The following is a 25,732-nucleotide window of genomic DNA, read 5'->3' on the forward strand; positions in this document are numbered from 1 at the left end:
TTGGGTTTGGGGGGGTGGGAGGGGGGGAGAAGAGACAGGACCGGGGGTGCGGCGAGCCACGTGGCTGCCAGCCCCGCCGCTCCGCAGGCTGCCGTGGTGACCGCGTGGCCAAGCCCGTCCGCCCAGGCGGATCGCTGCGAGGCGGCGGTGGCGTTGCGGTCCTGGGCCTGCAGGCCGGCGAGCACCACCGGCGCCACACCGTTGGCGTGGAGTTCGGCGCGGGCATCGAGCGCTGCCGACACGTGCCGGAGCACGCCTGAGCGGAGGACCTGCTCGGCTGTGGCGGACTTGCGGTCGCCCCGGAGCGCCACGGCCGGGGCCACCGCAACACCGGCGGTTCCGGCCAGCAGGACGGCCGGAACCGCGGCGGGGACCAGCAGCCATGTGCCGGCAAGCGCCAGTGCAAAGACGGCGACGGCGGTCGCTGGCGGCAGGACGACGCGGGGCAGGAGGTCGCGGACGGTGTCGACGTCGTCAATCACCGTTCCCAGGACATTGCCGCCCTGGAGCAGGCGGCGCAGGGCAAGCGCGCGGCGGCTTAGCGATTCCCAGAGCCTGCCGCGAAGCCGCGTGAGGGCGGCGAAGACGGCGTCGTGCAGGAGGAGCCGCTCCCAGTACCGGAACACGGCCCGGCCGATGCCAAAGAAGCGGACGCCCACAATCGCGGACAGCAGGTACAGGATCGGCGGCTGCTCGCTCGCGCGGATGATCAGCCAGCCGGAGAGGCCGGACAGGGCGACTGCGAAGACCGCAGCCAGTGTTCCCACCACTGCGGCGGCCACGAACTTGCCCTGGACCGGCCGCAGCAGGGCCGCCAGGAGCCGCGCCGTGCTGTTCGGGTGCGGCGCCGGTGCTGCGCTGCCCGGCAGCGGCTTACTTTCCGCCCCGGGTTCAACCGGGGCAGCGGCGGCGGGGCTGCCTGCTGCAGCCGGAAGCGCCGAAGCCTGGTCCTCCGTGACCCCGTCCGCCTTGTCTCCAACGTTCACCACGTGGCCGGCGAGGGCACGGGTGCGTGCGTTGTGCGCCACCAGGATGACAGTCACCTGTCCGCGGAGCTTGCGGATGGTGTCCTCCACGAGGATCGCTGACTCGTCGTCAAGGTGGGCGGTGGGCTCGTCGAGCAGCAGGACGGTGGCTCCCGCTTCGATCCGCGCCAGCCCCCGTGCGACGGCGACGCGGCGCTGCTCGCCCGGGCTCAGCTCTGCGGGGTGCTTGGCCGCGAGGTGGCCGGCTGCCGCCCGGTCAAGGCACGCCCTGGCGACGGCTTCCGTACGGGCGCGGTCCCGGGCGTTGCGGGCCGGAGCCGACAAGTAGAGGAGCACCTCGTCCAGGACTGTATCCGCAACCATCACGGGGTGCTGCGGGACCCATGCGACCCTGCTCCGGTCCAGGCCTTTCACGCTTCCGGTGATGGTCGTCCCGCCACCATCGCCGATGGTCCCGGCCAGGACACCGAGCACGGTGCTTTTGCCTGCGCCGCTGGGGCCGTCCAGCGCCGTGATCCGGCTTTGCGGGACCTCGAAGGTCAGGGGCCCGACGGCGGCGCCGGACCTTCCGCCGTAGGCCACCGTCAGCGCCGTGACGGTAATGGGGGCTCCCGGACGGCCTGCCGGGGAGGCGGGCAGCGGGCGGGGCTCGGGCGCACCGGTGACCGCGGTGACCTCCGCGAGGGCCGCCCGGCCGTCATCGCTGGCATGGTGGGCGGTCCCCAGCTCGCGCAGCGGCAAATAGCAGTCGGGGGCGAGGATCAGGGCCAGCAGGCCTGCTTCAAGGGGCATGTCGCCATGCACCAGGCGCACGCCGATGAACACCGCCACGACGGCGACCGAGATGGTGGCGATAAGTTCCAGGGCGAGCGCTGACATAAATGCCGTGCGCAGGGTGCCCATGGTGCGGAAGCGGTATTCCTCGGAGATCTCCTCGAGGGCCTTGCGCTGGGCGCTGGCACGGCCCAGGCCCACCAGGACCGGCAGTCCCTTGGCCAGTTCAAGCATGTGGGCCGAGAGCCTGGACAGCGTGGACTGAGCCTCGCGCACCTTGTCTTCGGTGTAGCGGCCGATGAGCACCATAAACAGCGGCACCAGCGGCATGGTGAGGACAATGACCACGGCGCTGACCCAGTCGGCGAACAGGATCCTGGCGCCAAGCAGCATCGGGATGGCAGCGCAGTTCACCAGCGCAGGCAGGAATGATGTGTAGTAGCTGTCCAGGGCGTCCAGGCCGCGCGTGGCCAGGACGGCCAGACCGCCGTCGGCCGGACCGGCTTCCCGCGTCCCGGTCCGCAGGGCACGGGCCAGCAGCCCGGACCGCAGCTCCTCCTTGACGCCCAGGGCTGCGCGGCGGGATGCCACCGCCTGTCCCCAGACGGTCAGGGAGCGCAGGACCACGCCGGCCAGCCCGGGAAGGAGCTGGCTGCCCCAGCCAGGGTCCCCGGCGGCCAGCCCGGCAAGCATGGACGCCACCGCCTGGCCCATGAGCACCAGGGACAAGGCCTTGAGCGCGGCCAGCAGGCCCAGCCAGTAGATGGCGGACCGCGTTGCCGGACCGGCGGGGAATGTTGGGCGCACGTCAGCCCTTCGTTGTGAACGCCTTGGCGGCGACGGCGGGCAGGAAGCTGTGCGCCTGGGGAATCGAGGCGGCGCTGACCCGCCGGCGGAATACCCAGTAGGTCCAGGCCTGGTAGGCGATCACCAGGGGCAGCCCGAAGGCGGCAACGATGCTCATCAGGCCCAGAGTGTAGTCCGAGGACGAGGCGTTGGAAATGGTGAGGTCGAAGGCGGGGTCCAGGGTGGAGGGCAGCACCACGGGAAACACTGCACCGAAGATCGACGTCGTGCCCAGCACCAGGAACGCGCCGAGCGCCAGGAACGCCTTTCCTTCGGCTCCGGAGCGCGCCAGCACCCAGGCGGCAACTGCCGCGGCAACGGCAAGCAGGACCGCGGCCCAGGTCCACGGCTTCCCGTCCAGGACCTGGATGCTGAGCGCCCAGGCCGCGATGGGCAGCAGGAGGACCGGAAGCAGCCGGACGAACCAGCGGCGGGCCCGGTGCCGGACGTCGCCGTCGGTCTTCAGCGCCAGGAACGCCAGGGCGTGGAGCAGCGAGAAGCCAACCACCGCCAGGCCGCCGAGCACCGCATAGCCGCTGAACCAGGCAAGGGGCCCGCCTTCACGGTCGCCGTTGGCGTTCAGCGGAAGACCTGTGGTGGTCAGCGCCAGCGCGGCGCCCACACCGAACGCGGCGAAGAAGGAGCCCACGGCGATGGCCCAGTCCCAACGGGCGCGCCACTGGTCCGTGTCCACCTTCCCGCGGTATTCGAAAGCCACTGCCCGGAAGATCAGGGCAACCAGGACAACGAGCAGGGGCAGGTACAGCGCGGAGAACAGGGACGCGTACCAGAGCGGGAACGCGGCGAAGGTGGCGCCGCCGGCGGTGAGGAGCCATACCTCGTTGCCGTCCCAGACCGGCCCGATGGTGTTCAGCAGGACGCGGCGCTCCGTGTTGTTGCGGGCGAAGGCCTTCATCAGCATCCCGACGCCCAGGTCGAAGCCTTCAAGGAAAAGGTAACCAGTCCACAGCACCGCAATGGCGATGAACCAGATGGTTGGCAGCAGTTCCATGGTGTTGTGTTCCTCTGCTTTGTGTTGGCTGGTTGCTAGTAGGCGAACGCCAGGACGTCGTCCGCGGGCTTGCCGCCCTTGTCCCCGGGCGCCTGGTCTTCGTTTATATCCGCGGGCACGTGGGCGAGTTCCGGCATGGCGGAGACCACGCCGCCGCGGACGTACTTGACCAGCAGCTTCACTTCCACGACCAGGAGGACGGCATAAACCACGGTCAGCGTGACCAGCGAGGCCAGGAGTTCTCCGGCCGAGACGCCGGGAGAGACGGCGGCGGCGGTGAACATAAACACCTGGTCAATGCCGTTGGGGTCGGGGTTGGGGGCCACCACGAACGGCTGCCGGCCCATTTCGGTGAAGATCCAGCCCGCGGCGTTGGCTCCGAAGGGCGCCATGATGCCTAGGACGGCGAGCCGCATAAGCCACGGGGATACGGGTACCGTTCCGCTCCTGGTGAGCCACAGCGCCACAAGCGCGGCCAGCGCGGCGAGCCCGCCGAAGCCGATCATCATCCGGAAGCCCCAGTAGGTGACCTCCATGACGGGCAGGTAGTCGATTTCCTGGCCGGCCCGTTCACCGTAGATCGGGTTGTCCGGCAGGTAGGTGCCGTAGTTTTCCTTGTACTCGGGCAGCAGGGTGTTTACGCCCTTCACCTCGGTGGTGAAGTCGCCCTTGGCCAGGTAGGAGAGGATGCCGGGTACTTCGATCAGCGCCACGATGTCGTCGCAGTTCTGGGCGCCCAGGTTTCCGATGCTCAGGACGGAGAAGCCGGTGCCGTCGTGGCACGCTGCCTCGGCCGCTGCCATCTTCATGGGCTGCTGCTCAAACATCAGCTTGCCCTGGAGGTCGCCGGTGACGGCGGTACCGGCAAAGGAGATCATGGCGACCACTGCCCCGATGCGCAGGGACCGGAGCCAGACTGTGTGGTCACCGCGGTCGCGGCCGGGGATGGTTGTGGACGCGCCCGGGATGACCTTGCCGTCAGCGCCAACGGTGTCAACGCCGTCGCGCCGCCTGCGCCAGAGGTGGTACCAGGCGATGCCGAGCAGGAATCCGCCGGCAACGGCGAGGGCGCCGAAGAGTGTGTGGGGCACAGCCACCAGTGCGGTGTTGTTCGTAAAGACGGCCCAGGCGTCCGTCATGACGGGCCGGCCGTCCACCATCTCGACGCCAACCGGATGCTGCATCCAGCTGTTGGCCACGATGATGAAGTAGGCGGAGAACATGGAGCCAACCACGGCCACCCAGAGGCAGGCGAGGTGGATGCCCGGCTTGAGCTGCTTCCAGCCGAAGATCCACAGGCCCAGGAACGTGGACTCCACGAAGAAGGCCAGGAGTGCCTCAAGCGCCAGGGGGGCGCCGAAAACGTCGCCCACAAACCGGCTGTACTCGCTCCAGGCCATCCCGAACTGGAACTCCTGCACGATGCCGGTTGCTACACCCATGATGAAGTTGATCAGGAAGAGCTTTCCCCAGAACTTCGTCATCCGGAGGTACTCGGGCTTTCCGGTGCGGTGCCAGACGGTCTGCATAATGGCCACCACCAGGCCGAGGCCGATGGTCAGCGGCACCATCATGAAGTGGTAGACCGTGGTGATACCGAATTGCCAGCGTGCGATTTCCAAGGCGTCCAAGGCAGGTCCCTCTGTAGGCCAGTGCATATCTTCTACGTTGCGTAGAAGATCTAACTTCTACCGAGTGTAGAACAACTTTTCGATCCTTGGAAACCAGATTGTTATCTTGCGGAGCGGCGCGCAAGAGACAATTCCGTTACGTGTTCTACCCGACGTAGAAAGTGCGGAGTTTTCGGGGTAAATTTGTATCCGTAGTTGAAGCACGCGCGCAGTCACCGGCACCCTGGTGCACGGTGCGGGGAACAAAGGAAGATGCAATGGCTAGTCTTGGTGAACTGGAACGGGCAGTGATGGACCTGCTCTGGGCGGGCCAGGAAGCGGCTACGGCAAACACTCTGCGGGACCAGCTGGCCCGCACCTCCGCGGGCCAGGGCGGCACCGCGCATGAAGGCAAGGAACTGGCGGTTACCACCGTGCTCACCGTGCTCTCCCGGCTGGAAAAGAAAGGGCTGGTGGAGCGCGAACGCGGCACGCGCCCGCACCGCTACCAGGCTGTCTCCAGCCGCGAGGAACATACCGCGGAACTGATGCATGAAGTCCTGGGCTCCGCCCCGGACCGTGAAGCCGTGCTGGCACGCTTCATTGGCTCCGTTTCAGAGGGTGAAGCCGAAACGCTGCGCAAACTGCTTGGGCACCTCTAGCGGACCATGTTCTGGGCCTCTTACCTGCTGGCGGTCCTGGCGATAGTACTGGCGTGGCCGGTACCGATCCTCCTGTCCCGCGCGCAGTGGCCCGCCCGCTCGCCTTTCACGGCGATGCTCCTCTGGCAGGCGATCGCCCTGGCCGGTGGCCTGTCCATGATCGGCGCCATGCTGGTCTACGGCCTGGAACCTATCGGGGACAACCTCATCTCCGGGCTCCGTGCGCTTGCCGGGATGGTGTTGTTCAACGCCCCCACCACTGCCTTGGGGTTCTGGCATATCTTTGCCCTTTCGGCGGCGGCACTGCTGACCGCCCACCTGGTGTTCACCCTGCTGCTGACCTACTACAAGATTGAGCGGCAGCGCCGGCGCCACCGCGAACTGCTGGCCCTGCTGGCCTCACCGTCGGGGCAGGACGCCGCGACCCTGGTGATCAGCCACGACTCCCCTGTTGCCTATTGCCTGCCCGGCGGTTCGCGCTCGGTGACCGTGCTGTCCGACGGCCTGATGGCCGCCCTGGAACCTGCCGAACTGCGCGCCGTCCTGATTCATGAGAACGCGCACCTCAGCCAGCGGCACCACCTGCTCCTGTGGGCCTTCGCAGCCTGGCGGCAGGCCCTCCCGTGGCTTCCGACCACACGGCTGGCCCAGGAGTCGGTGAACTCGCTGATCGAAATGCTGGCCGACGACGTGGCGCTCAAGACCGAGAGCAAGGCAACGCTGATTAAGGCGATCGCGATTGTGGCAAGCGGCACTCCCCAGGCCGGGGACCGGCCCGACCTCCGTCAGGCATCTCCGGGCGTTGGCCTCTCCGGACTGGACGCGGCAACAGCGGGCGCCGGGTCGGATTCAGCCCGCACCACCGCATCCCGTGTAAGCCGGCTGCTGTCGCCCCAGCCCCAGCTCCCCGCCGTCGTGCGCAATGCGGTGCTGGCGTGCTGCGTGCTGCTGCTGGCACTCCCCACGGCCCTGCTGGTGGTGCCCGGCCTGCTCGGTTGACCCCCGGTATCAGGCGTCGATGCGTTCCCGGTCCAGGCTGGCCGCGCCGGCGATGATGAAGTCCTTGCGCGGTGAGACGTCCGAGCCCATCAGCAGGTCGAAGATCTCTTCCGCCTGCTTCGCGTTCTCGATGCCCACCTTGCGCAGGGTCCGGTGGCGCGGGTCCATGGTGGTTTCAGCCAACTGTTCGGCGTCCATTTCACCCAGGCCCTTGTAGCGCTGGATAGGTTCCTTGTACCGCTTGCCTTCCTTGGCCAGGCGTGCAAGGAGGACATGCAACTCGGCCTCGGAGTAGGTGTAGATCATCTCGTTGGCCTTCTGGCCGGCGTTGATCACCTCGACCCGGTGCAGCGGGGGCACCGCGGCGAAAACCCTTCCCTCATCGATCATGGGGCGCATGTAGCGGAAGAACAGCGTCAGCAGCAGGGTGCGGATGTGGGCGCCGTCGACGTCGGCGTCAGTCATCAGGATGACCTTGCCGTAGCGGGCTGCGCTGATGTCGAAGCTGCGGCCCGAACCGGCCCCCACCACCTGGATCAGGGCCGCGCATTCGGCATTGGAAAGCATGTCCCCCACCGAGGCCTTCTGCACGTTCAGGATTTTGCCGCGGATGGGCAGCAGCGCCTGGAAGTCGGAGGACCGGGCGAGCTTGGCGGTTCCCAGCGCGGAGTCGCCTTCCACGATGAAGAGTTCGGAACGTTCGACGTCGTCCGTCCGGCAGTCGGCGAGCTTGGTGGGCATGGACGACGTTTCCAGCGCGTTCTTCCGGCGCTGTGTTTCCTTGTGCACGCGGGCGGAGATGCGCGACTTCATCTCGTTGACGATCTTTTCGAGCAGCAGCACGGACTGTGCCTTGTCGTTGCGGTTCGAGGAGGTGAGTTTTGCGGTGATTTCCCGCTCCACGACCTTGGAGACGATGGCACGGACCGCCGAGGTGCCCAGGATTTCCTTGGTCTGGCCCTCGAACTGGGGCTCGGCAAGGCGGACGGTCAGCACCGCCGTGAGGCCGGCGAAGATGTCGTCCTTTTCGATCTTGTCATTGCCGGCCTTGAGCTTGCGTGCGTTGTTCTCAACCGCTTTCCGGAAGGTCTTTACCAGTGCCTGTTCGAATCCGGACTGGTGGGTGCCGCCCTTGGGCGTGGAGATGATGTTGACGAAACTGCGGACGGTGCTGTCATAGCCGATGCCCCAGCGCAGGGCCACATCCACCTCACAGTCGCGTTCCACTTCAGCCAGCTGGCTGTGGCCGCGTTCATCCAGGACCGGAACAGTCTCCTTGAACTTTCCCGATCCGTGGATCCGCCAGACGTCGGTGACGGCGGGGTCCGCGGCCAGGAAGTCGACGAACTCGGAGATGCCGCCGTCGTGGTGGAACACCTCCTCGTGCGGGCCTGCCTCGCCCGGCGTCCCGGCAACGCGGCGCTCGTCGCGGACAGTGAGCTTGAGCCCGGGGACCAGGAATGAGGTCTGGCGGGCGCGGGACGCGAGTTCGTCGTAGGAGAACTTGGCGTCCGGGGTGAAGATCTGGCGGTCGGCCCAGTAACGGATCCGTGTGCCGGTGACGCCCCGCTTGGCCTTCCCCACCACATCGAGGACTGAGTCCTCAATAAAGGGGGTGAACGGCGCGGCGGGGTCAGCCCGGGAGCCGGGGTCCTGGAACCTGCCGGGCTCGCCGCGCCGGAACGACATCTTGTAGGTCTTGCCGCCACGGTCCACCTCAACGTCCAGCCGGGACGAGAGGGCGTTCACGACCGAGGCACCCACACCGTGCAGGCCCCCGGACGCCGTGTACGAGCCGCCGCCGAATTTGCCGCCCGCGTGGAGCTTGGTGAACACCACTTCGACGCCGGTGAGACCCGTTTTTGGTTCCTTGTCGATGGGGATGCCGCGCCCGTCGTCGTGGATTTCCACGGAGTTGTCCGCGTGCAGGATGATCTTGATGTCATGGCCGAAGCCGGCCAGCGCCTCATCCACGGAATTGTCGATGATTTCCCAAAGGCAGTGCATGAGGCCGCGCGAATCGGTGGAACCGATGTACATGCCCGGGCGCTTGCGGACGGCTTCCAGGCCCTCCAGCACGGATAGGTGCCGGGCGGTGTACTCAGAACTTGGTGCCACGGGTGTTGAACTCCTTCGGGATAAAGCGGGCGCCCAAAAGCGCTCCCTCTAGGGTAGTCGGCCCGGGCCCCGACCGCCGTTTGCCACACCTGGGACCCGCTGTGGAGCGCGCCACTCCGCAGATCCCGCCGGCATGTGGGCCAATCTTGACTGAACCTTTCGGATACGCGCACAGCGAACTTGCCCCATCCTTGCGATGGTTTAGATACGAATACTGGTTATATAGACGTACAGATCTACTAAGGAGGCCGATATGACAACAGCAGTGGCAGACCGCACACTTAACGCCCTCGACCGTTGCGATCGTTGCGGAGCCCAGGCATATGTCCGGGTTGTACTCGAGTCCTCCGGCGGTGAGCTGCTTTTCTGCGGCCACCATGCGCGTGCAGTCGAAGCGACGCTCAAGCCTTTGAGCTCCGACTGGCATGACGAAACGGCGAAGCTTCACGAGAAGGCAGCCGTAGAAGTCGACTAAGTACCACGAAAGAATGGGCCCCTCCACCTGGAGGGGCCCATTCTTTGTTAAGCGGCTTCCGGCTTCCGCCGCTGGCAGCCATTAACGGGGAGCGGGTTGCCGCGCAGCGCCCTCGCAAGGGCGCTGCGGGGCAACCCGCAACGTATCTTCTCCTGGTTTAGTCCAGGTAGTCCCGGAGCACCTGCGACCGCGACGGGTGGCGGAGCTTGGACATGGTCTTCGATTCGATCTGGCGGATCCGCTCACGCGTAACTCCGTAGACCTTGCCGATTTCGTCTAAAGTCTTCGGCTGTCCGTCGGTCAGGCCGAACCGCATGGCCACCACGCCGGCTTCACGTTCGGACAAGGTGTCCAGCACCGAATGCAGCTGCTCCTGGAGCAGCGTGAAGCTCACGGCGTCGGCCGGCACAACCGCTTCAGAGTCCTCGATCAGGTCACCGAACTCGGAGTCGCCATCCTCACCCAACGGGGTGTGGAGCGAAATCGGCTCGCGGCCGTACTTCTGGACCTCGACCACCTTTTCGGGGGTCATGTCCAGCTCCAGGGCCAGCTCTTCCGGGGTGGGTTCGCGGCCGAGGTCCTGGAGCATCTGGCGCTGCACACGGGCGAGCTTGTTGATGACTTCAACCATGTGGACCGGGATGCGGATGGTGCGGGCCTGGTCGGCCATGGCGCGGGTGATGGCCTGGCGGATCCACCATGTGGCGTACGTGGAGAACTTGAAGCCCTTGGTGTAGTCGAACTTCTCCACGGCACGGATCAGGCCCAGGTTGCCTTCCTGGATGAGGTCCAGGAACAGCATGCCGCGGCCGGTGTAGCGCTTCGCCAGCGAAACCACGAGGCGAAGGTTGGCCTCCAGCAGGTGGTTCTTGGCGCGCTTGCCGTCGTGGATGATGAACTCGAGCTCGCGCTTGTACTTGGGATCCATGGATCCGTCGTCGGCGGCGATCTTCTCTTCGGCGAACAGTCCGGCTTCGATCCGGAGTGCAAGGTCCACTTCCTGCTCGGCGTTGAGCAGTGCGACCTTACCAATCTGCTTCAGGTAATCCTTGACGGGGTCCGCGGTGGCGCCGGCAGACATGACCTGCTGCACCGGGGCGTCGTCGTCGTCGGCATCGGAGTAGACAAAGCCCTTGCCGCTGCCGGCTACGGCCTTGGCAGGCTCGTCTTCGGCGTCGGTGTCCGCGTCGGAATCCTCGACCGTATCCGGTTCTTCGAGGGCCGTCTCGTCAAATTCCTCTTCGACGTCCTCTGCGTCATCGGGGTCAACGTCACCGGCGGAAGCCTTGTTGGCGGCCTCGGCTGCAGCCTTGGCACCGGGCTTGGGCCCGCGTTTCTTGGGCTCGCGCTTGCCGTCCGCAGCCTTGGTGGCTGCCCGCTTTGCGGGGGCCGCAGCCTGCTTGTCCTCGGCGGACAATGCGTCCTGGGCGGCGGGGTCCTTCTTCGTGGAAGACGGGGTCACAGAAAACCTTTCTAGCGGTGGTCTGTGGAATCACCATACGGGTAACACCACTATGACCCTGTCAAGTCCGTGGTGGAAACCAAGCGCCACCACGGCCGGCAGAGTCTGTAATAGTCAACTGCCGGGGCGGCCCGAATGTTCCCCGCAAGGCCCATCGGAAAGCGCTCGATACACGGACCCAACCGGGTCTCGCCAACCATTGTCTCATGTTTTCGGCCGATAGGCCCTCCCCGTCCCCTAATGAGTACACCCGCCCGGGCAAGGTTCAGGGATCCCCGCCGCACGCGCCGGCCCTTCAGAATTTCTGCCAGGCCGCCTCCTTCCGGCCTGCCCAGCCGCAGATGACACCCCGGCCCACGATCTCCAGCAGGAGCTCGGCCAGCCGGTACCCGGGTTCAATAGCCAGGGCTTCGGAAAGGTAGGCGGCGGCATAGGAACCACGGCCCCGGCACCAGGAGATCCAGCCGCGCAGGGTCAGCGAGGCTGCAGCAGCGGGGCCACCCGGAAGCGCAAGCTGCTCGAGGACCAGGTCAAGCGCATTAAGCCGGCTCCAGTCAGGGACCGCAGGTCCGGAACCCATCAGCACATCCCCGTAGCGGGGAACAGTGTCCCGCGCTCCTTCCTCCTGCGCCGTTTCTTCCGGCGCCGATTCCTCCTGCGCCGATTCCTCCTGCGCCGTTTCCTCCTGCGGAGTGCTTGCCGAGTCCCGTGCCCGGCAGGCCACGAGAGGTGGGACGACGTGGAATCCGTCACCGTCGTGGAGGATTCCGAACTGGTTCGCCCCGGCTTCGGCGGCGTGCTTCCCGGCGGCGGCCATGACCAAAAGGGCGTCCCGCCACGCCGGCACCAGGAGCGTTGCCCGGAGGAACCCGTCGCGCTCCACCTCCGGGAGCCATGCTCCGCCGTCGGGCCGGCCAAGCAGCGCCTCCCAGGCCGCCAGGATGGCACGCAGCTGCGCACGGCTGTTCCGCTGCCCGTCCAGCACCTCCGACCAGGACACCTCCGATTCCTGGACAGCCTTCCGGTAGAGGCTGTTGACGGGAGGGGCGGCCCGGGGCTTCCGCCCGGGCGCCGGGCCCACGCTGCTGCCGCGGTACACCATCTCGGCGTTGACGGCACTGTCCAGGATCATCTGGAGGGGCCGGCCCTGCGGCGGACAGCAGGAAGGATCGATGCAGTAGGCCTCCCGCCAGTAATCGGCGCCGACGTACCAGGCCTCGCGCACGGGGACGGTGGTTTGGAGTGCCGAGTCCAGCGCCGCAAGCAGGAGACCGTACGTGGCCGCCGCCGCCCCTGCCGCATTACCGGTGAAGAAGGCCAGCAGGCTGCCATCGGCTTCCTTATCGGCATCAAGGTAGCCGCGGACCATGCGGATGTACTTTGCGGGTGCGGCCAGGACCCGCGGCCCCGGGAGGTCCAGCCGCAGCGTGGCCCCCAGCCGGTTGCCGTGCATCGTAATGGCTACGAGGCTGGACTCAGGCCAGTAGCCCAGGGAGTGGGGAATAAAGCCCAGGATGTCCTGGGGCCCGGAGATTACCAAGTGGTCTGGAGCTGTCATGGCTCCAGCATTCGCCGCTGGAAAGCATGGTTGAAGGGCCGGCCGCTGCTAAGTGGACAAGTCCGGCAAACCCGCCCGGTGGAGGACTAGTCGCCGTCCCTGCCGCCGGTGTCGGTCGGCGCGGTCTGCCGGCGGCGGGCAAGGTTCTCCCGGCGCTGCCGTGCCAGCGCAGCCCGCAGCGGCGGAACCACTATGCCTTGGGCTGCCATCTGCCGTCGAACCTTCCGCCGGCAGGCCAGCACGGCAACTGCGCCGAAGGCCAGCAGCACGAAGTGGACGCTAAGGGCGATCCTGAACGGGTCCAGCCCGTAGAGGACGCCGTTGGAGTAGCCGCTGGCGTACAGCACGTCCAGCACCAGCCCGACCAGGAAGATGGTTACGAGCGCAGCGATGAATCCGCCGACGTTCACGATGCCGGTGGCTGTTCCGATGCGGTGCGCGGGGTTGAAGGTACGCGCGAAGTCGAAGCCGATCATGGATCCGGGCCCGCCGATGGCAAGGACCACCACCAGCCCGGCCAGCAGCCATAAGGGAGCCCGTCCCGGAGTCAGCAGGACCGCCGCCCACGCCGCCGCCGTGGCGGCAGCGATCAGGAGGACCATGGTGGAACGACGCAGCGGATGCCGCGAGACGAAGCGGCCGATGAACGGCCCAACGGCCATGCCGGCAGCAACATAGAGGCCCATCAGGGCGGCCACCGTGCCAGCGTCCAGGCCCTGCCCGGAGATCAGGAAGGGATAGCCCCAGGTCATGGCAAATACCGTGCCGCTGAACTGGATGGTGAAGTGGCTCCACATTCCCAGCCGGGTCCCCGGCTGCCGCCAGGCACGGGCAAGGGAAACGCCGGTGGCTTTGAGTCCCTGCTGAACCTCCGGCCGCTCGGAGCCGGCCGGGACGTCCTTCAACACTGCAACAACCAGCACGGCCGCCACTGCAGACAGGCCCGCCAGCATGAGGAACGCCGGAGTCCATCCGGCCTGATGCAGGACGAACGCGAACGGGATGACGCTGACCAGCTGGCCCAGCTGGCCCGTCATGCCTGTCAGCTGGGTGACCAGTGGAACCCGGCCGGGTGCGAACCACAATGGAATGAGCCGGATCACGGAGATGAACGTCATGGCGTCGCCCGCGCCGACCAGGACCCTGCCCAGCACACCGCCGGGAATGCTGTCCGCGAAAGCCAGCTGGAGCTGGCCCATTCCCATGAGCAGGGCACCGCCGGCGATCATGGCGCGGGACCCGAACCGGTCCACCAGGAGCCCCACCGGGATCTGGAGTCCGGCGTACACCAGCAGCTGCAGCACCGTGAAAAAGGAGATTGCGGATGCTGTGGCGTTGAACCGCTCGGTGGCCTCAAGGCCCACCACCCCGAAGGACGTGCGCTGGGACACGGCCACCAGGTACCCGAAGATTCCGATGGTCCAAATCAGCCAGGCGCGGGGTGCAGTCACGTCTTCATTATGCCCGCCGGCCCCTGGCGGACCCGGCAGCCGCCCGGCGCGGTGACGCAGTGCCGCTACTGCGCGGGGTTCTCCCGGGCAAGGTAGGCCTCGACGGCGGCACCCAGCACGTCGGCGTCGGGCAGTTCGTCATTTTCGTCGGCAAGAAGCGATCGCCGCACAATGCCGTCCGCCTTTTCGTCGTAGCGGGTTTCCAGTCGGGAAACCACCTGCTGGACTTCTTCCGAGGCATCGATCTGCTCGGCGATCTGGCGGCTGACCTCCCGCCCGGCCTCCCGCAGCCGGTCCGTGGGCAGCATCAGGGACGTTGCCGCGCCCAGGTATTCAAGCCCTGCGACGGCGGCTGTGGGGTATTCCGCTTCGGCAAGGTAGTGCGGTACATGGATGACGTAGCCGGCAACGTTCCGCCCGGCTTCGACCAGGCGGAGTTCCAGGATGTGCCCCACAGCCGCGGGCACCTCCACGGTGGGCTTCCACACGGAAATGCCCTCGATCAGCTCAGGCCTGTTGCCGTGCACGGTGACGCCGACAGGCCGCGTGTGCGGCACCGGCATGGGGATGGAGTGGATCCAGGTGACCAGGTTGACGTCGAGTTTCTCCACGATGTCCACCACGGCGCGGGCGAACCGTTCCCACTGCAGGTCCGGTTCGAAGCCGGCGAGGAGCAGGAACGGGTTGCCCAGGCCGTCGACGAGGCGGTACAGCGCAAGCCGCGGTTCCTGGTAGTCCTGCAGGTGGTCCTCAACGAAGGTCAGGTGCGGCCGGCGGGACCGGTAGTCGATCAGCTGGTCGGCGTCGAACACCGCGACGGGCTTGGCGTCCAGCGAATCCAGCAGTTCCGCGTTGATCTGCTTCACGACATGCCCGGCGTCGGCGAACCCGGTGAAGCCCATCACCAGGTTCAGCCCGCGGAGTTCGGGGCTGTGGAACAGCTCAATGTTGGTCGCATACAGCGATTCGGGGTCCAGCAGCGAGCCGGAGATCCGTTCAAGCACGGCATGGTCCTTTCACGGGTGCGGGATGACATCAATTACAACGCGGTCCGGCGGCCGGGCATTCCGGCAGCAGGTGTGGCGCACGTCTCAAGAGATTCTGCCGGCGGGCCGCCGAAGGGCTACGATCGGAACTGGCCTGCCGGACGGCCTTGCGCCTTCCCGGATCACGTCCACGACGGCGGTATCCGGGCCTCCCTGGCAGGACGCCGAACATGCATCCTGCCCGAACCGTCTTTCGAGAATTGAGGACTCATCCCTGTGGTCACGAATACTGAAATCAACCTTAGTACCCTCTCCCGCGACCTGAAGAAGAGCCCCAGTGACGCAGTGGTTATCGGTGTCGGGAAGGGAAGCGACGGACCGGTCCTGCTCGACAACCCGCTCACCGCCAAGTCCGCCGAGGCCATCACCGACTCCCTCACTTCTCTCGGCGTGACAGGAGCAGCGGACCAGATCGTCCGCCTGCCCGGCCTTCCCGAAACCGGCGCCGGAATCCTGGTGCTGGCGGGTGTCGGCAAGGTCGGCGACGCCACCCCGCTTACCGGCGAGGCCCTCCGCCGTGCGGCCGGTTCCGCCGTCCGGCAGCTCGCCGGCCTCGGCACGGTCGCCCTTGCCCTGCCGACGGCGACGGCAGCCGACGTCGAGGCCGTCGCGGAGGGTGCCGCGCTGGGCGCCTACTCGTTCACCCGGTTCCGGTCCTCGAAGGACGGCCTGAAGGACCCCGTCCGCAACGCCGTCATCTTCACCGATGTCCAGGACCACCAGGCCCTGGACGCCGCCCTCGTGCGCGCCCGGCTGATCGGCAAAGCCGTCAACGCCACCCGCTCGCTCGTCAACACGCCGCCCAGCCACCTGTATCCCGAAACGTTCGCCGAGGCGGCCAAGGAGCTCGCCAAGGGACTGCCCGTCAAGGTGACCGTATGGGATGAAAAGCGCCTGGAGAAGGAGGGCTTCGGCGGCATCATGGGCGTCGGCAAGGGCTCATCCCGGCAGCCGCGCCTTGTCAAGGTGGAGTACTCCCCCGCAAAAGCCACGTCGAAGATCGCCCTGGTGGGCAAGGGCATCACCTTCGACACCGGGGGCATTTCGATCAAGCCGGCGTTGGGCATGGGCGACATGAAGAGCGATATGGCCGGTGCCGCCGTCGTCCTTAATACGGTCCTGGCACTCGCAGGCCTGGGCCTGCCCGTCAAGGCCACCGCATGGCTGTGCATAGCCGAGAACATGCCGTCCGGCGCCGCATCCCGCCCCGCCGACGTCCTCACCATGTACGGCGGCAAGACGGTTGAGGTACTGAATACCGACGCCGAGGGCCGCCTGGTCATGGCCGACGGCATTGTGGCGGCCAGCCGCGAGTACCCGGACGCCATCATCGACGTCGCCACCCTCACCGGCGCCCAGCTCATCGCGCTCGGCAACCGGACCGCAGGCGTCATGGGCAACGACGGCGTCACGGCTGCGCTCAAGGCCGCCGCCGACCGGGCCGGCGAGCTGGTCTGGCCCATGCCGCTGCCAGAGGAACTGCGCCCCAGCCTCGACTCGCAGGTGGCGGACCTGGCCAACATCGGCGAACGCCACGGGGGCATGATGACCGCGGCCGTGTTCCTCCAGGAGTTCGTGGGTGACGACAAGCAGGGCAAGCAGATTCCGTGGGCCCACATCGACATCGCCGGTCCGTCGTTCAACAACGGCAGCCCGTACGGCTACACGCACAAGCAGGGCACCGGATGCACGGTCCGGACCCTGGTGGCGTACGTGGAAGACATCCTGGCCGCCGCCTCCTGAGGCGCGCCGCAGGGCGGTTCGCAGCGTTGTGGCGGGGGTGATCCTTCTGCCACAACGCCGCGTGACACTCGACACAAAGCGCTCCACAAACACTGTGCCAAGGTGGAGCATGGATAAGTGGTTCGCTAAGGTGAACCACGGTAGTCACAAATGCAAGAGAATTGGCCTGCTGACATAATCGCGGCAGGGCAAAATCCAAGACCAGATGATGCGCGGCAGAAACGCGTCATCGTTCACGCGAGGGAGCGTTTAAGTGGCCGATCAGGCAACTGCGCAAGAATTCGACATCCTGGTGCTCGGCGGCGGAAGCGGCGGATACGCCGCCGCGCTGCGGGCAGTACAGCTTGGCTTCACCGTCGGCCTCGTGGAGAAGGCAAAGCTGGGGGGCACCTGCCTCCACAACGGCTGCATCCCCACCAAGGCCCTGCTCCACTCGGCCGAACTGGCCGACCACGCCCGTGACTCCGCCAAGTACGGCGTGAACGTCACGCTGGACAGCATCGACATCACCGCGGTCAACGCGTACAAGGACGGCATCATCGCCGGCAAGTACAAGGGCCTGCAGGGCCTGATCAAGTCCAAGGGCATCACCGTCATCGAAGGTGAGGGCAAGCTGCAGGGCACCGACACCATCGTGGTGAACGGAACCGCCTACAAGGGCAAGAACATCATCCTGGCCACGGGTTCCTACTCGCGCACCCTCCCCGGCCTGGAGATCGGCGGCAAGGTCATCACCTCCGACCAGGCCCTGACCATGGACTCCATTCCCAAGAGCGCCATCATCCTGGGTGGCGGCGTCATCGGCGTCGAGTTCGCGTCCGTGTGGAAGTCGTTCGGCGTGGACGTCACCATCGTCGAAGGCCTGCCCTCCCTCGTTCCGAACGAGGACGCCACGATCGTCAAGAACTTCGAGCGCGCCTTCAAGAAGCGCGGCATCAAGTTCTCCACCGGCGTCTTCTTCCAGGGCGTGGAGCAGAACGAAAACGGCGTCAAGGTCACCCTGGTGGACGGCAAGACGTTCGAGGCCGACCTCCTCCTGGTCGCCGTGGGCCGTGGCCCCGTCACTGCCAACCTGGGCTACGAGGAAGCCGGAATCACCATCGACCGCGGCTTTGTCATCACCAACGAGCGCCTGCACACCGGCGTGGGCAACATCTACGCGGTGGGCGACATCGTCCCGGGCGTCCAGCTCGCACACCGCGGCTACCAGCAGGGCATCTTCGTAGCCGAGGAAATCGCCGGCCTGAAGCCGGTGATCGTCGAGGACATCAACATCCCCAAGGTCACGTACTCCGAGCCTGAAATCGCCACCGTGGGCTACACCGAAAAGGCCGCCAAGGAAAAGTTCGGCGACGACCAGGTGCAGACCCAGGAATACAACCTGGCCGGCAACGGCAAGAGCTCCATCCTGGGCACTTCCGGCCTCGTCAAGCTGGTCCGCCAGAAGGACGGCCCCGTAGTGGGCGTCCACATGATCGGCGCCCGCATGGGCGAGCAGGTGGGCGAGGCCCAGCTGATCGTCAACTGGGAAGCCTACCCCGAGGATGTGGCCCAGCTGCTGCACGCCCACCCAACCCAGAACGAGTCGCTGGGCGAGGCCCACCTGGCACTCGCGGGCAAGCCGCTCCACGGCTGATTTTCCGCAGCACCCTCGGGCCTGGTGCACCGGCGCCGAAGACCGGACGCACCAGGCCCACCATCCGGCAGCATTCCAATCGCACTAAAGATCAATAAGGAGAACGGGGACGACATGTCTGAATCCGTTAACTTGCCCGCCCTCGGTGAGAGCGTCACCGAAGGAACCGTCACCCGCTGGCTCAAGCAGGTAGGTGACCGGGTAGAGGTGGACGAGCCGCTGCTCGAGGTCTCCACCGACAAAGTAGACACTGAAATCCCCTCTCCTGTAGCTGGCGTGATTGAGGAAATCCTGGTCGCTGAGGACGAAACAGCCGAAGTTGGCGCCCCGCTGGTGCGCATCGGCGACGGCTCCGGCGGCGGATCCGCCCCGGCCGAAGAGGCACCTGCCGCTGCACCGGCGGAGGAAGCTCCCGCCCAGGAGGCACCTGCTGCTGCCCCCGCCGAAGGAGCGCCGGCCCAGGAAGCCCCCGCCCAGGAGGCACCGGCAGCCGGCGGCGAAGGCCACGAGGTCACCCTCCCGGCACTCGGCGAAAGCGTCACCGAAGGCACCGTCACCCGCTGGCTGAAGGCCGTGGGCGACACCGTTGAAGTTGATGAGCCCCTGCTGGAAGTTTCCACCGACAAGGTGGACACCGAAATCCCGTCGCCGGTAGCCGGCACGCTCCAGGAAATCCGGGTCAACGAGGACGAGACCGCCGAGGTTGGCTCCGTCCTGGCCGTCATCGGTTCCGGCGCCGCCGCTGCTCCGGCCGAGGCACCCGCCGCAGCTCCCGCACCGCAGGCAGCTCCTGCACAGGAAGCACCCGCTCCCGCGGCACCGAAGCAGGAAGCCCCTGCCCCCGCCCCGGCTCCGGAAGCCCCCAAGGCTGAGGCGCCCAAGCAGGAAGCACCTGCTCCGGCACCGCAGGCCGCACCGGCACCGGCAGCGCAGGCTCCTGCAGCCAACGGCTCCGAGTCCGGCTACGTGACCCCGCTGGTCCGCAAGCTGGCCAACCAGCACGGCGTGGACATCGCGTCCCTCTCCGGCACCGGAGTCGGCGGCCGCATCCGCAAGCAGGACGTCATCGCCGCCGCCGAGGCCAAGGCCGCCCCCGCAGCCGCTCCGGCAGCACAGGCAGCCCCCGCCCCGGCAGCCGCCGGCACTTCCGGCGCAGTCTCCTCCCTGCGCGGGACCACGCAGAAGGCTCCGCGCATCCGCCAGGTCATCGCCCGCCGCATGCGCGAGTCCCTCGAGATCTCCACGCAGCTGACCCAGGTCCACGAAGTGGACATGACCAAGGTGGCAAAGCTGCGTGCCCGGGCCAAGAACTCGTTCCAGGCCCAGAACGGCACCAAGCTGACGTTCCTGCCCTTCATCGCCAAGGCCGTGGCCGAAGCCCTCAAGCAGCACCCCAAGCTCAATGCTGCCTACGACGAGGACAAGCAGGAGATCACCTACCACAACGCCGAGCACCTCGCGATCGCCGTCGACACCGACAAGGGCCTGCTGGTTCCGGTCATCTCTGACGCCGGCAACCTGAACCTCGCCGGCCTGGCCGGCAAGATCGCCGACGTCGCAGCACGCACCCGCGACGGCAAGATCGGCCCGGACGAGCTGTCGGGCGGCACGTTCAGCATCACCAACATCGGTTCGGTCGGTGCCCTGTTCGACACCCCGATCATCAACCAGCCGCAGGTGGGCATCCTGGGCACCGGCGCGATCGTCAAGCGGCCCGTGGTGGTCTCCGACGAAAACGGGGACGACTCGATCGCCATCCGCTCCATGATGTACCTGTCGCTGACCTACGACCACCGCCTGGTGGACGGCGCGGACGCGGGCCGTTTCCTCCAGACCCTGAAGGCACGCCTCGAGGAAGGCGCCTTCGAAGCGGACCTGGGACTGTAGCAGCCGTTCACGAACGACGGCGGTGCGCGCCATCGGTGGGAAAACCTCCTGTGGCGCGCGCCGCCGTCGTCGTTTAACCGCCCGCGGCAGCCGCACCGCACGGGCCGGCCATCCTTACTACCAGCCGTAGAAGAACTGGCTACACTGGTCCCATGAACATCGTCTATAACATTGTGGTTTTCCTGCACATCGTCGGCGCCGCCATGATCGTGGGAATCTGGATCGGGCAGATGAAGAAGCCTACCGTCCACCCGCGCCAGTTCGACGGCGCCATGCTGCAGCTCTTCACCGGCGTCGTCCTCATGGGCCTGATCCCGGCCCTGGACATGGACGCCAACTACGCCAAGCTCGGCATCAAGCTGGTCATTGCCCTCGCTGTCGGCGTTTTGGCCTTCATCGGCCGCCGGAAGTACAAGGCCGGCCAGCCGGTCAGCGCCGGCCTGGCCCATGCGGTCGGCGGTCTTGCGCTGCTGAACATCGCCATTGCCACCATCTGGAACTGACCGCGGCAACGGGGCACGCTGGACACTGGAGTCATAATCCACCAGCAGCGGACACCGGGTGCATGCCCGCCGCAGTATCCCTAGGATGGGTAGCGGCGGGGCCCCGGCAGCGGCCGGCCCCGGTACGGAACAACTTTGAGGAGTCGACATGGCAGCAACACGCACCGCACACACCGTTTGGAACGGCGACCTGATGTCCGGCTCGGGCAACACCACCCTGGACAGCTCGGGACTGGGCACCTACGAGGTCACCTGGAAGGCGCGCACCGAGGCTGCCGGCGGAAAGACCAGCCCCGAGGAACTGATCGCCGCAGCACACTCGGCCTGCTTCTCCATGGCTTTCAGCCACGCACTCGCGCAGGCCGGACACAGCCCCGAAGAGGTCAACACCAAGGCTGACGTCACCTTCGTCCCCGGCACCGGCATCACCGGCAGCCACCTGACGATGTCGGCCAGGATCCCCGGCATCTCCGAGGATGAATTCCAGAAGATCGCAGCGGAAGCTAAGGTCGGCTGCCCGGTTTCCGGCGCACTGGCCAGCATCGACATCACCCTGGACGCCACCCTGCAGTCCTGATCGGGACCCGTTCCGGGTCAACCGGACAACCAGCAAAGGCCCTGCCACCTTGGGAACTTCCGAAGATGGCAGGGCCTTTGGCGTATCCTGCGGCCTAGCTTCGCGGGCGCGGAGGCAACGGGGCAGGCCGGAGCCGGCGGTACCCTTCGCGTGCCGGCGGACGGTCCGTGGGCAGCTCCTGGATCATTTCCTTCAGCGCCCCGATCCCGTATTCAAGCTGCGGATCCCGCCCCGCAGCATAGGCATGCGGCGGGTAGGTGACCTCGATGTCCGGGTCCACGCCATAATTCTCGACGCTCCACCCCACGCCGCCACTGAACCAGTTGGCGTAGCGCGGCTGGGTGACGCCGGTACCGTCGGCCAGCGCGAACCTGTTGTCGATCCCCACCACGCCGCCCCAGGTCCGGGTGCCGATGACCGGGCCGATCCCCCGCAGCTTGGACACCTGGGTGATGATGTCGCCGTCCGACCCGGCAAATTCGTCCGCGAGGACAACCACCGGCCCGCGCGGTGCGTGGTGCGGGTAGGTGCGCGGCTTTTCACCGCGCGGCATGCTCCACCCCGTCACCTTCCGGCCGATCAGTTCCGCGACCAGCTGTGACGTGTGGCCGCCGCGGTTCCGCCGTACGTCCACGATCAGGCCGTCAAGCGCCGTTTCGGTGTCCAGGTCCCGGTGCAGCTGGGCCCAGCCGTTGGCCATCATGTCCGGAACGTGCAGGTAGCCGAAGGTTCCGCCTGAGGCTTCCCGCACCGTCCGGCGGTTCCCGGCCACCCACTCCTGGTAGCGCAGGCGCTCCTCATCCTTGACCGGAACGACGGCGACGCGGCGCTGGGTGCCCTCGTTGCCGGCGTGCGCCGGACCGTTGAGGAGGGTCAGCTCCACCGCCCGGCCCGCGGCCCCCACCAGCTGCATCGCCGGCGTGACCGCCGCGGTGAGCGGGACGCCGTCGATGGCAAGGAGGATGTCCCCCGCCCTGGCGTCAACGCCCGGCCTGGTGAGGGGCGAGGTGGCGAGGGGATCGGAGGATTCCCCGGCGAGGATACGGGTAATCTCCCAGCCCGCCGCCGTGTGGCTGATGTCCGCACCCAGCCGTCCCTGGCCCTGGCTGCCGTTTTCGGTAACCGGGGCGGGACGGACATAGGCGTGGGAAGTTCCCAGTTCGCCGTGGAGCTCCCAGAGCAGGTCCACCAGGTCGTCGTGCGAGCCGAGGCGCTCCACCAGCGGGCGGTAGCGCCGGTGGACCGAGTCCCAGTCCTGGCCGGCCATGTCCTCGGCCCAGAAGAAGTCGCGCTGCAGGCGCCAGGCCTCGTCGAAAGCCTGTCCCCAGACGCTGAGCGGGTCCATCATCACCCGGATCCGGCCCAGGTCCACCTTGACCAGCTTCCCGGATTCTTCGTCCGCCTTCGCATCGGACGGCACCGCTGTCACCTGCTTGTCGGCGACAAACACCAGGGTGCTGCGGTCGCCGGACAGGCGGTAGCTGTCCAGCGAATCCACGAGGGTAGCCTTCTTGCGCCGGGCCAGGTCGAACCGGACCAGGCTGGGACGGGCGTCCTTGTCCTCCTGGCTGGCCTTGCCGTCCCCGGTGACCCCGGCCAGTGCCCAGTCGAGCCACAGCAGCGCACCGTCCGTAGTGGCCAGGGATGTGTAGTTGCCCTGTGGCACGGGCACACCGATTACACGGTGCGCCAAGCCGTCAGGGTCCACGCGGACTTCGGATGCTGCGGGCTCGGCGTCCGAGGGCTCCTCCGGCCCGTCCTGGGCGGGCTCCCCGTCGGAGGCGACAGCAGGGCCGAAGGGCGACGGCGTTCCGGCGGCGAGAGCCACAAGATAGGGCTTGATGGGGCTGGGGAACGAGAGGTCGAAGGAGTGGCCGTCGTAGACCGGATCGAAGCTCCGGTTGGACAGGAATGCCAAGTATTTACCGTCCGGAGTAAACGCCGGCGACTTGTCGCAGAAACGGCCGTCCGTGACGTCCACCGGTGTGGCGCCGGAAGCCTCCACGTCCACCATCCGCAGGCGGCTGCGCGAACCGAAGGAAGTGACGGGCTCGGACCACACCAGCCACCGGGAGTCGGCCGACCATGCAAGTTCACCGATGGTACCCTCGCCGATGCTGGCCACCGCCGCGACATCACCCGTCCGGGTGTCCGCCACCAGAAGCTCGCCAAACGAGGTACCGACGGCTACGCGGCGGCCGTCAGGGCTGGCCTCAAGGGAGCCTGCCCGGGACGGAACAGGGATGACAAGGCGGGTTTCCTCCTGGCCGGCCTGCGCTTCGGCGGGAGAGGCAGTGTCCTGTGGGGCGACGTCGGCCTGTTCAGCCTCCGAGTGCTGGTCATCGGCAGGAACATGGCTGCTTCCGGCCAGAATGGCTGCGCCGGCGGCAGGGACGGGCTGTGGCAGCACAGGGGTTTCACCGCTTCTTCCCCCGGTGGCGGCTGTGCCGGAATTCCCGACGCCGGCCCTTGCGGCGGGTGCCGGAGCGGGGGCGGCATGGGGCACGGCCGGCACGAGGTCCTTGATGTGGAGCGCCTCGATGCCGTCGTGGTCCGCAATGTACGCGATCCGCCCGTCACCGAGCGGCCTGGGCAGGCGGCCGCGGACGCCGGGTGTTGCCTCGATGATCCTGGACGGCCCGTCCTTGTGCCGGAGCCAGTGAATGGTCCCGTGGGATTCCACCGCGCTGGCGGTTCCGGCGGTGTCCGGGACGACGGCGCCAAGGTGCTTGGCTGTCTTCAGCAATGCCGGGCGCCGGGACGATGAGGCCGAGCCCAGCGTGATGTCCAGCCGGACGGCATCCGAGGCCAGGTTGTGCAGGACCCACAGCTCACCAGCTGATTCGAAGATGACCCGCTTCCCGTCAGTGGCCGCGTGCCGGACATAGAAGTCCTCGTGGTCCGTATGCCGTTGCAGGTCCTTTCCGTTGGGCAGGACGGAGTACAGGTTGCCGTAGCCCTCATGGTCGGAGAGGAAAGCGATCCTGCCGTCAACCCACATGGGATCCGCCAGGTTGCCGTCGAGATCGGGCAGCAGGCGTTCGAATTCACCATTTCCGTCGGCGTCGATCCACAGCTTTCCTGCGGTACCGCCGCGGTACCGCTTCCACCAGGCGGGTTCGCGGGACAGGACGCTGCCCACCACCACCGGCCGCTCGTCGCCGACAACGGGACCGAACGCGACCGATTCAACGGGGCCGAACGGCAGTTCCTCGGCCCAGCCTCCGTCCACCGGAACACTGTAGGCATAGGTGTGCCGGCTCTCGGCCTGGCGGAACGCGCTGGTGACCAGTACGGCGCCTCCCGCAGTGAACCCCTTGACCCTGGTGGTGGCATGGCCGAAGTAGGTCAGCTGGCGGTAGTTGCCTCCGTCTACGTCCGCGGACACCACTTCCGGGGCTGTCCCCTGCACCACGGTCCACACCAGTTTTTTGCCGTCAGGCGTGAACCGCGGGTTGCGGGCGGGCAGTTGCTGTGCGGAGACACGCCAGGCGCGGCCGCCGTCCAGGGGCGCGATCCACACATCGTCCTCGGCCACGAACGTGGCCAGACCGCCGTGCAGATGCGGGAAACGGAAGTAACTCGAAGAGGTCATCGTTCGATCATAGCCATCCGGTCCCCGGCCCTGCGGGACGCGCCCGGGCCGCCTGCCGTGGTGTGATGGAGCATGCGTATCGTCATAGCCGGAGCCTCGGGACTGCTCGGCACCCACATGTCCGCTGCGTTCCGCAACGCCGGGCACAACGTTGTTGCACTGGTGCGGCGCGAGCCCGCTTCCGCAGCCGAGATCCGCTGGGACCCGGCGGCCGGGCGGCTGGACCCGCGGGCGCTGGAGGGGGCGGACGCCGTCGTCAATCTTTCCGGCGCGGGCATCGGTGACCGGCCCTGGACGCGGAGGCGGGTGGACGAACTGTTCAGTTCCCGGCTGGACCCGACGCGGACCCTCACGCGGGCGATGCGGCAGCTGGACAAGCCGCCCGCCACATTTATCAGCCAGTCCGGCGCCAACTACTACGGGGACGCAGGGAACACCGTCCTGCGGGAATCAGACCCGCCCGGGCGTGGCATCCTGTCCCGGATCTGCGTGGAGTGGGAAGCTGCCGCCGCAACTGCCCCCGGCACGGTACGGGTTGTGGTCCCCCGGACGGGCGTGGTCTTCAGCCGTTCCGGCGGCGCCCTCGGCCGGCTCCTGCCGCTGATCCGGCTCGGCCTGGGCGGACCCTTCGGGCACGGGACGCAGTTCTGGCCCTGGATCACCTTGCCGGATGTTTCCGCGGCGTTCCTCTTTTTGCTGGAATCACGGGTCAGCGGGCCGGTCAACCTCTGCGCCCCGGCCCAGGAGGATGTTAACTCCATCGTGGCCGCACTGGCCCAGGCGCTGCACCGC

18 protein-coding genes are annotated in these 25,732 nt (G+C 67.2%); 9 read left to right on the forward strand and 9 right to left on the reverse strand.

The features are described 5' to 3' along the window. The 3 genes from cydD to ACYQ1Z_RS18715 form a co-directional block, all read right to left on the reverse strand. Nucleotides 1-2,567 (reverse strand): thiol reductant ABC exporter subunit CydD (gene cydD / locus ACYQ1Z_RS18705; RefSeq protein ID WP_459794048.1); only part of this gene is annotated, 2,567 nt, incomplete at its 3' end. A gap of 1 nt (nucleotide 2,568) precedes the next feature. Further along, nucleotides 2,569-3,618, reverse strand: coding sequence for a cytochrome d ubiquinol oxidase subunit II (cydB, locus tag ACYQ1Z_RS18710; protein ID WP_459794049.1), 1,050 nt, complete (start codon nucleotides 3,616-3,618; stop codon nucleotides 2,569-2,571). Nucleotides 3,619-3,653: 35 nt separating this feature from the next. Beyond that, nucleotides 3,654-5,249 (reverse strand): cytochrome ubiquinol oxidase subunit I, encoded by a 1,596-nt coding sequence (locus ACYQ1Z_RS18715; RefSeq protein ID WP_459794050.1) that lies wholly within the window; start codon nucleotides 5,247-5,249, stop codon nucleotides 3,654-3,656. A gap of 257 nt (nucleotides 5,250-5,506) precedes the next feature. Between ACYQ1Z_RS18715 and ACYQ1Z_RS18720 the strand changes: the two genes are divergently transcribed. Then, nucleotides 5,507-5,890 (forward strand): BlaI/MecI/CopY family transcriptional regulator, encoded by a 384-nt coding sequence (locus tag ACYQ1Z_RS18720; RefSeq protein WP_459794051.1) that lies wholly within the window; start codon nucleotides 5,507-5,509, stop codon nucleotides 5,888-5,890. 6 nt (nucleotides 5,891-5,896) lie between these two features. After that, nucleotides 5,897-6,889 carry a M56 family metallopeptidase gene (locus ACYQ1Z_RS18725; protein WP_459794052.1) on the forward strand — a complete coding sequence of 331 codons (993 nt, stop codon included), beginning with the start codon at nucleotides 5,897-5,899 and terminating at the stop codon, nucleotides 6,887-6,889. 9 nt (nucleotides 6,890-6,898) lie between these two features. Here ACYQ1Z_RS18725 and ACYQ1Z_RS18730 read toward each other — a convergent pair whose 3' ends face one another. Next, nucleotides 6,899-9,007: a DNA gyrase/topoisomerase IV subunit B gene (locus tag ACYQ1Z_RS18730; RefSeq protein ID WP_459794053.1), complete on the reverse strand. Its 2,109-nt coding sequence runs from the start codon at nucleotides 9,005-9,007 to the stop codon at nucleotides 6,899-6,901. A 253-nt stretch (nucleotides 9,008-9,260) separates the two neighbouring features. Between ACYQ1Z_RS18730 and ACYQ1Z_RS18735 the strand changes: the two genes are divergently transcribed. After that, complete coding sequence (locus ACYQ1Z_RS18735; protein WP_459794054.1) at nucleotides 9,261-9,482, forward strand: DUF7455 domain-containing protein; 222 nt, start codon at nucleotides 9,261-9,263, stop codon at nucleotides 9,480-9,482. Between the two features lie 157 nt (nucleotides 9,483-9,639). On the opposite strand, the gene ACYQ1Z_RS18740 is transcribed toward ACYQ1Z_RS18735, so the two are convergent. The 4 genes from ACYQ1Z_RS18740 to ACYQ1Z_RS18755 all read right to left on the reverse strand — a co-directional run bounded on the left by ACYQ1Z_RS18740 (nucleotide 9,640) and on the right by ACYQ1Z_RS18755 (nucleotide 14,957). Next, nucleotides 9,640-10,944, reverse strand: coding sequence for an RNA polymerase sigma factor (locus ACYQ1Z_RS18740; protein WP_459794055.1), 1,305 nt, complete (start codon nucleotides 10,942-10,944; stop codon nucleotides 9,640-9,642). Nucleotides 10,945-11,239: 295 nt separating this feature from the next. Further along, nucleotides 11,240-12,502 carry a DUF4192 family protein gene (locus tag ACYQ1Z_RS18745; protein WP_459794056.1) on the reverse strand — a complete coding sequence of 421 codons (1,263 nt, stop codon included), beginning with the start codon at nucleotides 12,500-12,502 and terminating at the stop codon, nucleotides 11,240-11,242. A gap of 86 nt (nucleotides 12,503-12,588) precedes the next feature. Next, entirely contained in the window at nucleotides 12,589-13,953 is a 1,365-nt protein-coding gene (locus ACYQ1Z_RS18750) for an MFS transporter (RefSeq protein ID WP_459794057.1), read from the reverse strand. A 65-nt stretch (nucleotides 13,954-14,018) separates the two neighbouring features. Beyond that, complete coding sequence (locus ACYQ1Z_RS18755; RefSeq protein ID WP_459794058.1) at nucleotides 14,019-14,957, reverse strand: proteasome assembly chaperone family protein; 939 nt, start codon at nucleotides 14,955-14,957, stop codon at nucleotides 14,019-14,021. Nucleotides 14,958-15,215: 258 nt separating this feature from the next. Here ACYQ1Z_RS18755 and ACYQ1Z_RS18760 point away from each other — a divergent pair, with 258 nt between their 5' ends. The 5 genes from ACYQ1Z_RS18760 (at nucleotide 15,216) to ACYQ1Z_RS18780 (ending at nucleotide 21,345) form a co-directional block, all read left to right on the forward strand. Next, nucleotides 15,216-16,742 (forward strand): leucyl aminopeptidase, encoded by a 1,527-nt coding sequence (locus ACYQ1Z_RS18760; protein ID WP_459794059.1) that lies wholly within the window; start codon nucleotides 15,216-15,218, stop codon nucleotides 16,740-16,742. A gap of 253 nt (nucleotides 16,743-16,995) precedes the next feature. After that, nucleotides 16,996-18,378 carry a dihydrolipoyl dehydrogenase gene (gene lpdA / locus ACYQ1Z_RS18765; RefSeq protein ID WP_459794060.1) on the forward strand — a complete coding sequence of 461 codons (1,383 nt, stop codon included), beginning with the start codon at nucleotides 16,996-16,998 and terminating at the stop codon, nucleotides 18,376-18,378. 114 nt (nucleotides 18,379-18,492) lie between these two features. Continuing rightward, complete coding sequence (sucB, locus tag ACYQ1Z_RS18770; RefSeq protein WP_459794061.1) at nucleotides 18,493-20,265, forward strand: 2-oxoglutarate dehydrogenase, E2 component, dihydrolipoamide succinyltransferase; 1,773 nt, start codon at nucleotides 18,493-18,495, stop codon at nucleotides 20,263-20,265. A 152-nt stretch (nucleotides 20,266-20,417) separates the two neighbouring features. Then, nucleotides 20,418-20,768, forward strand: a complete 351-nt coding sequence (locus tag ACYQ1Z_RS18775; RefSeq protein WP_459794062.1) for a hypothetical protein — start codon at nucleotides 20,418-20,420, stop codon at nucleotides 20,766-20,768. Between the two features lie 148 nt (nucleotides 20,769-20,916). Further along, nucleotides 20,917-21,345 (forward strand): OsmC family protein, encoded by a 429-nt coding sequence (locus ACYQ1Z_RS18780; protein WP_459794063.1) that lies wholly within the window; start codon nucleotides 20,917-20,919, stop codon nucleotides 21,343-21,345. 94 nt (nucleotides 21,346-21,439) lie between these two features. Here the strand turns inward: ACYQ1Z_RS18780 and ACYQ1Z_RS18785 are convergent, their stop codons facing one another. Further along, nucleotides 21,440-24,940 (reverse strand): S41 family peptidase, encoded by a 3,501-nt coding sequence (locus tag ACYQ1Z_RS18785; RefSeq protein WP_459794064.1) that lies wholly within the window; start codon nucleotides 24,938-24,940, stop codon nucleotides 21,440-21,442. A gap of 72 nt (nucleotides 24,941-25,012) precedes the next feature. On the opposite strand from ACYQ1Z_RS18785, the gene ACYQ1Z_RS18790 reads away from it, so the two are divergent. Continuing rightward, the coding region (locus ACYQ1Z_RS18790; protein ID WP_459794065.1) for a TIGR01777 family oxidoreductase at nucleotides 25,013-25,732 on the forward strand (720 nt) is incomplete at its 3' end.

This window comes from Arthrobacter sp. AD-310 (assembly GCF_054656615.1).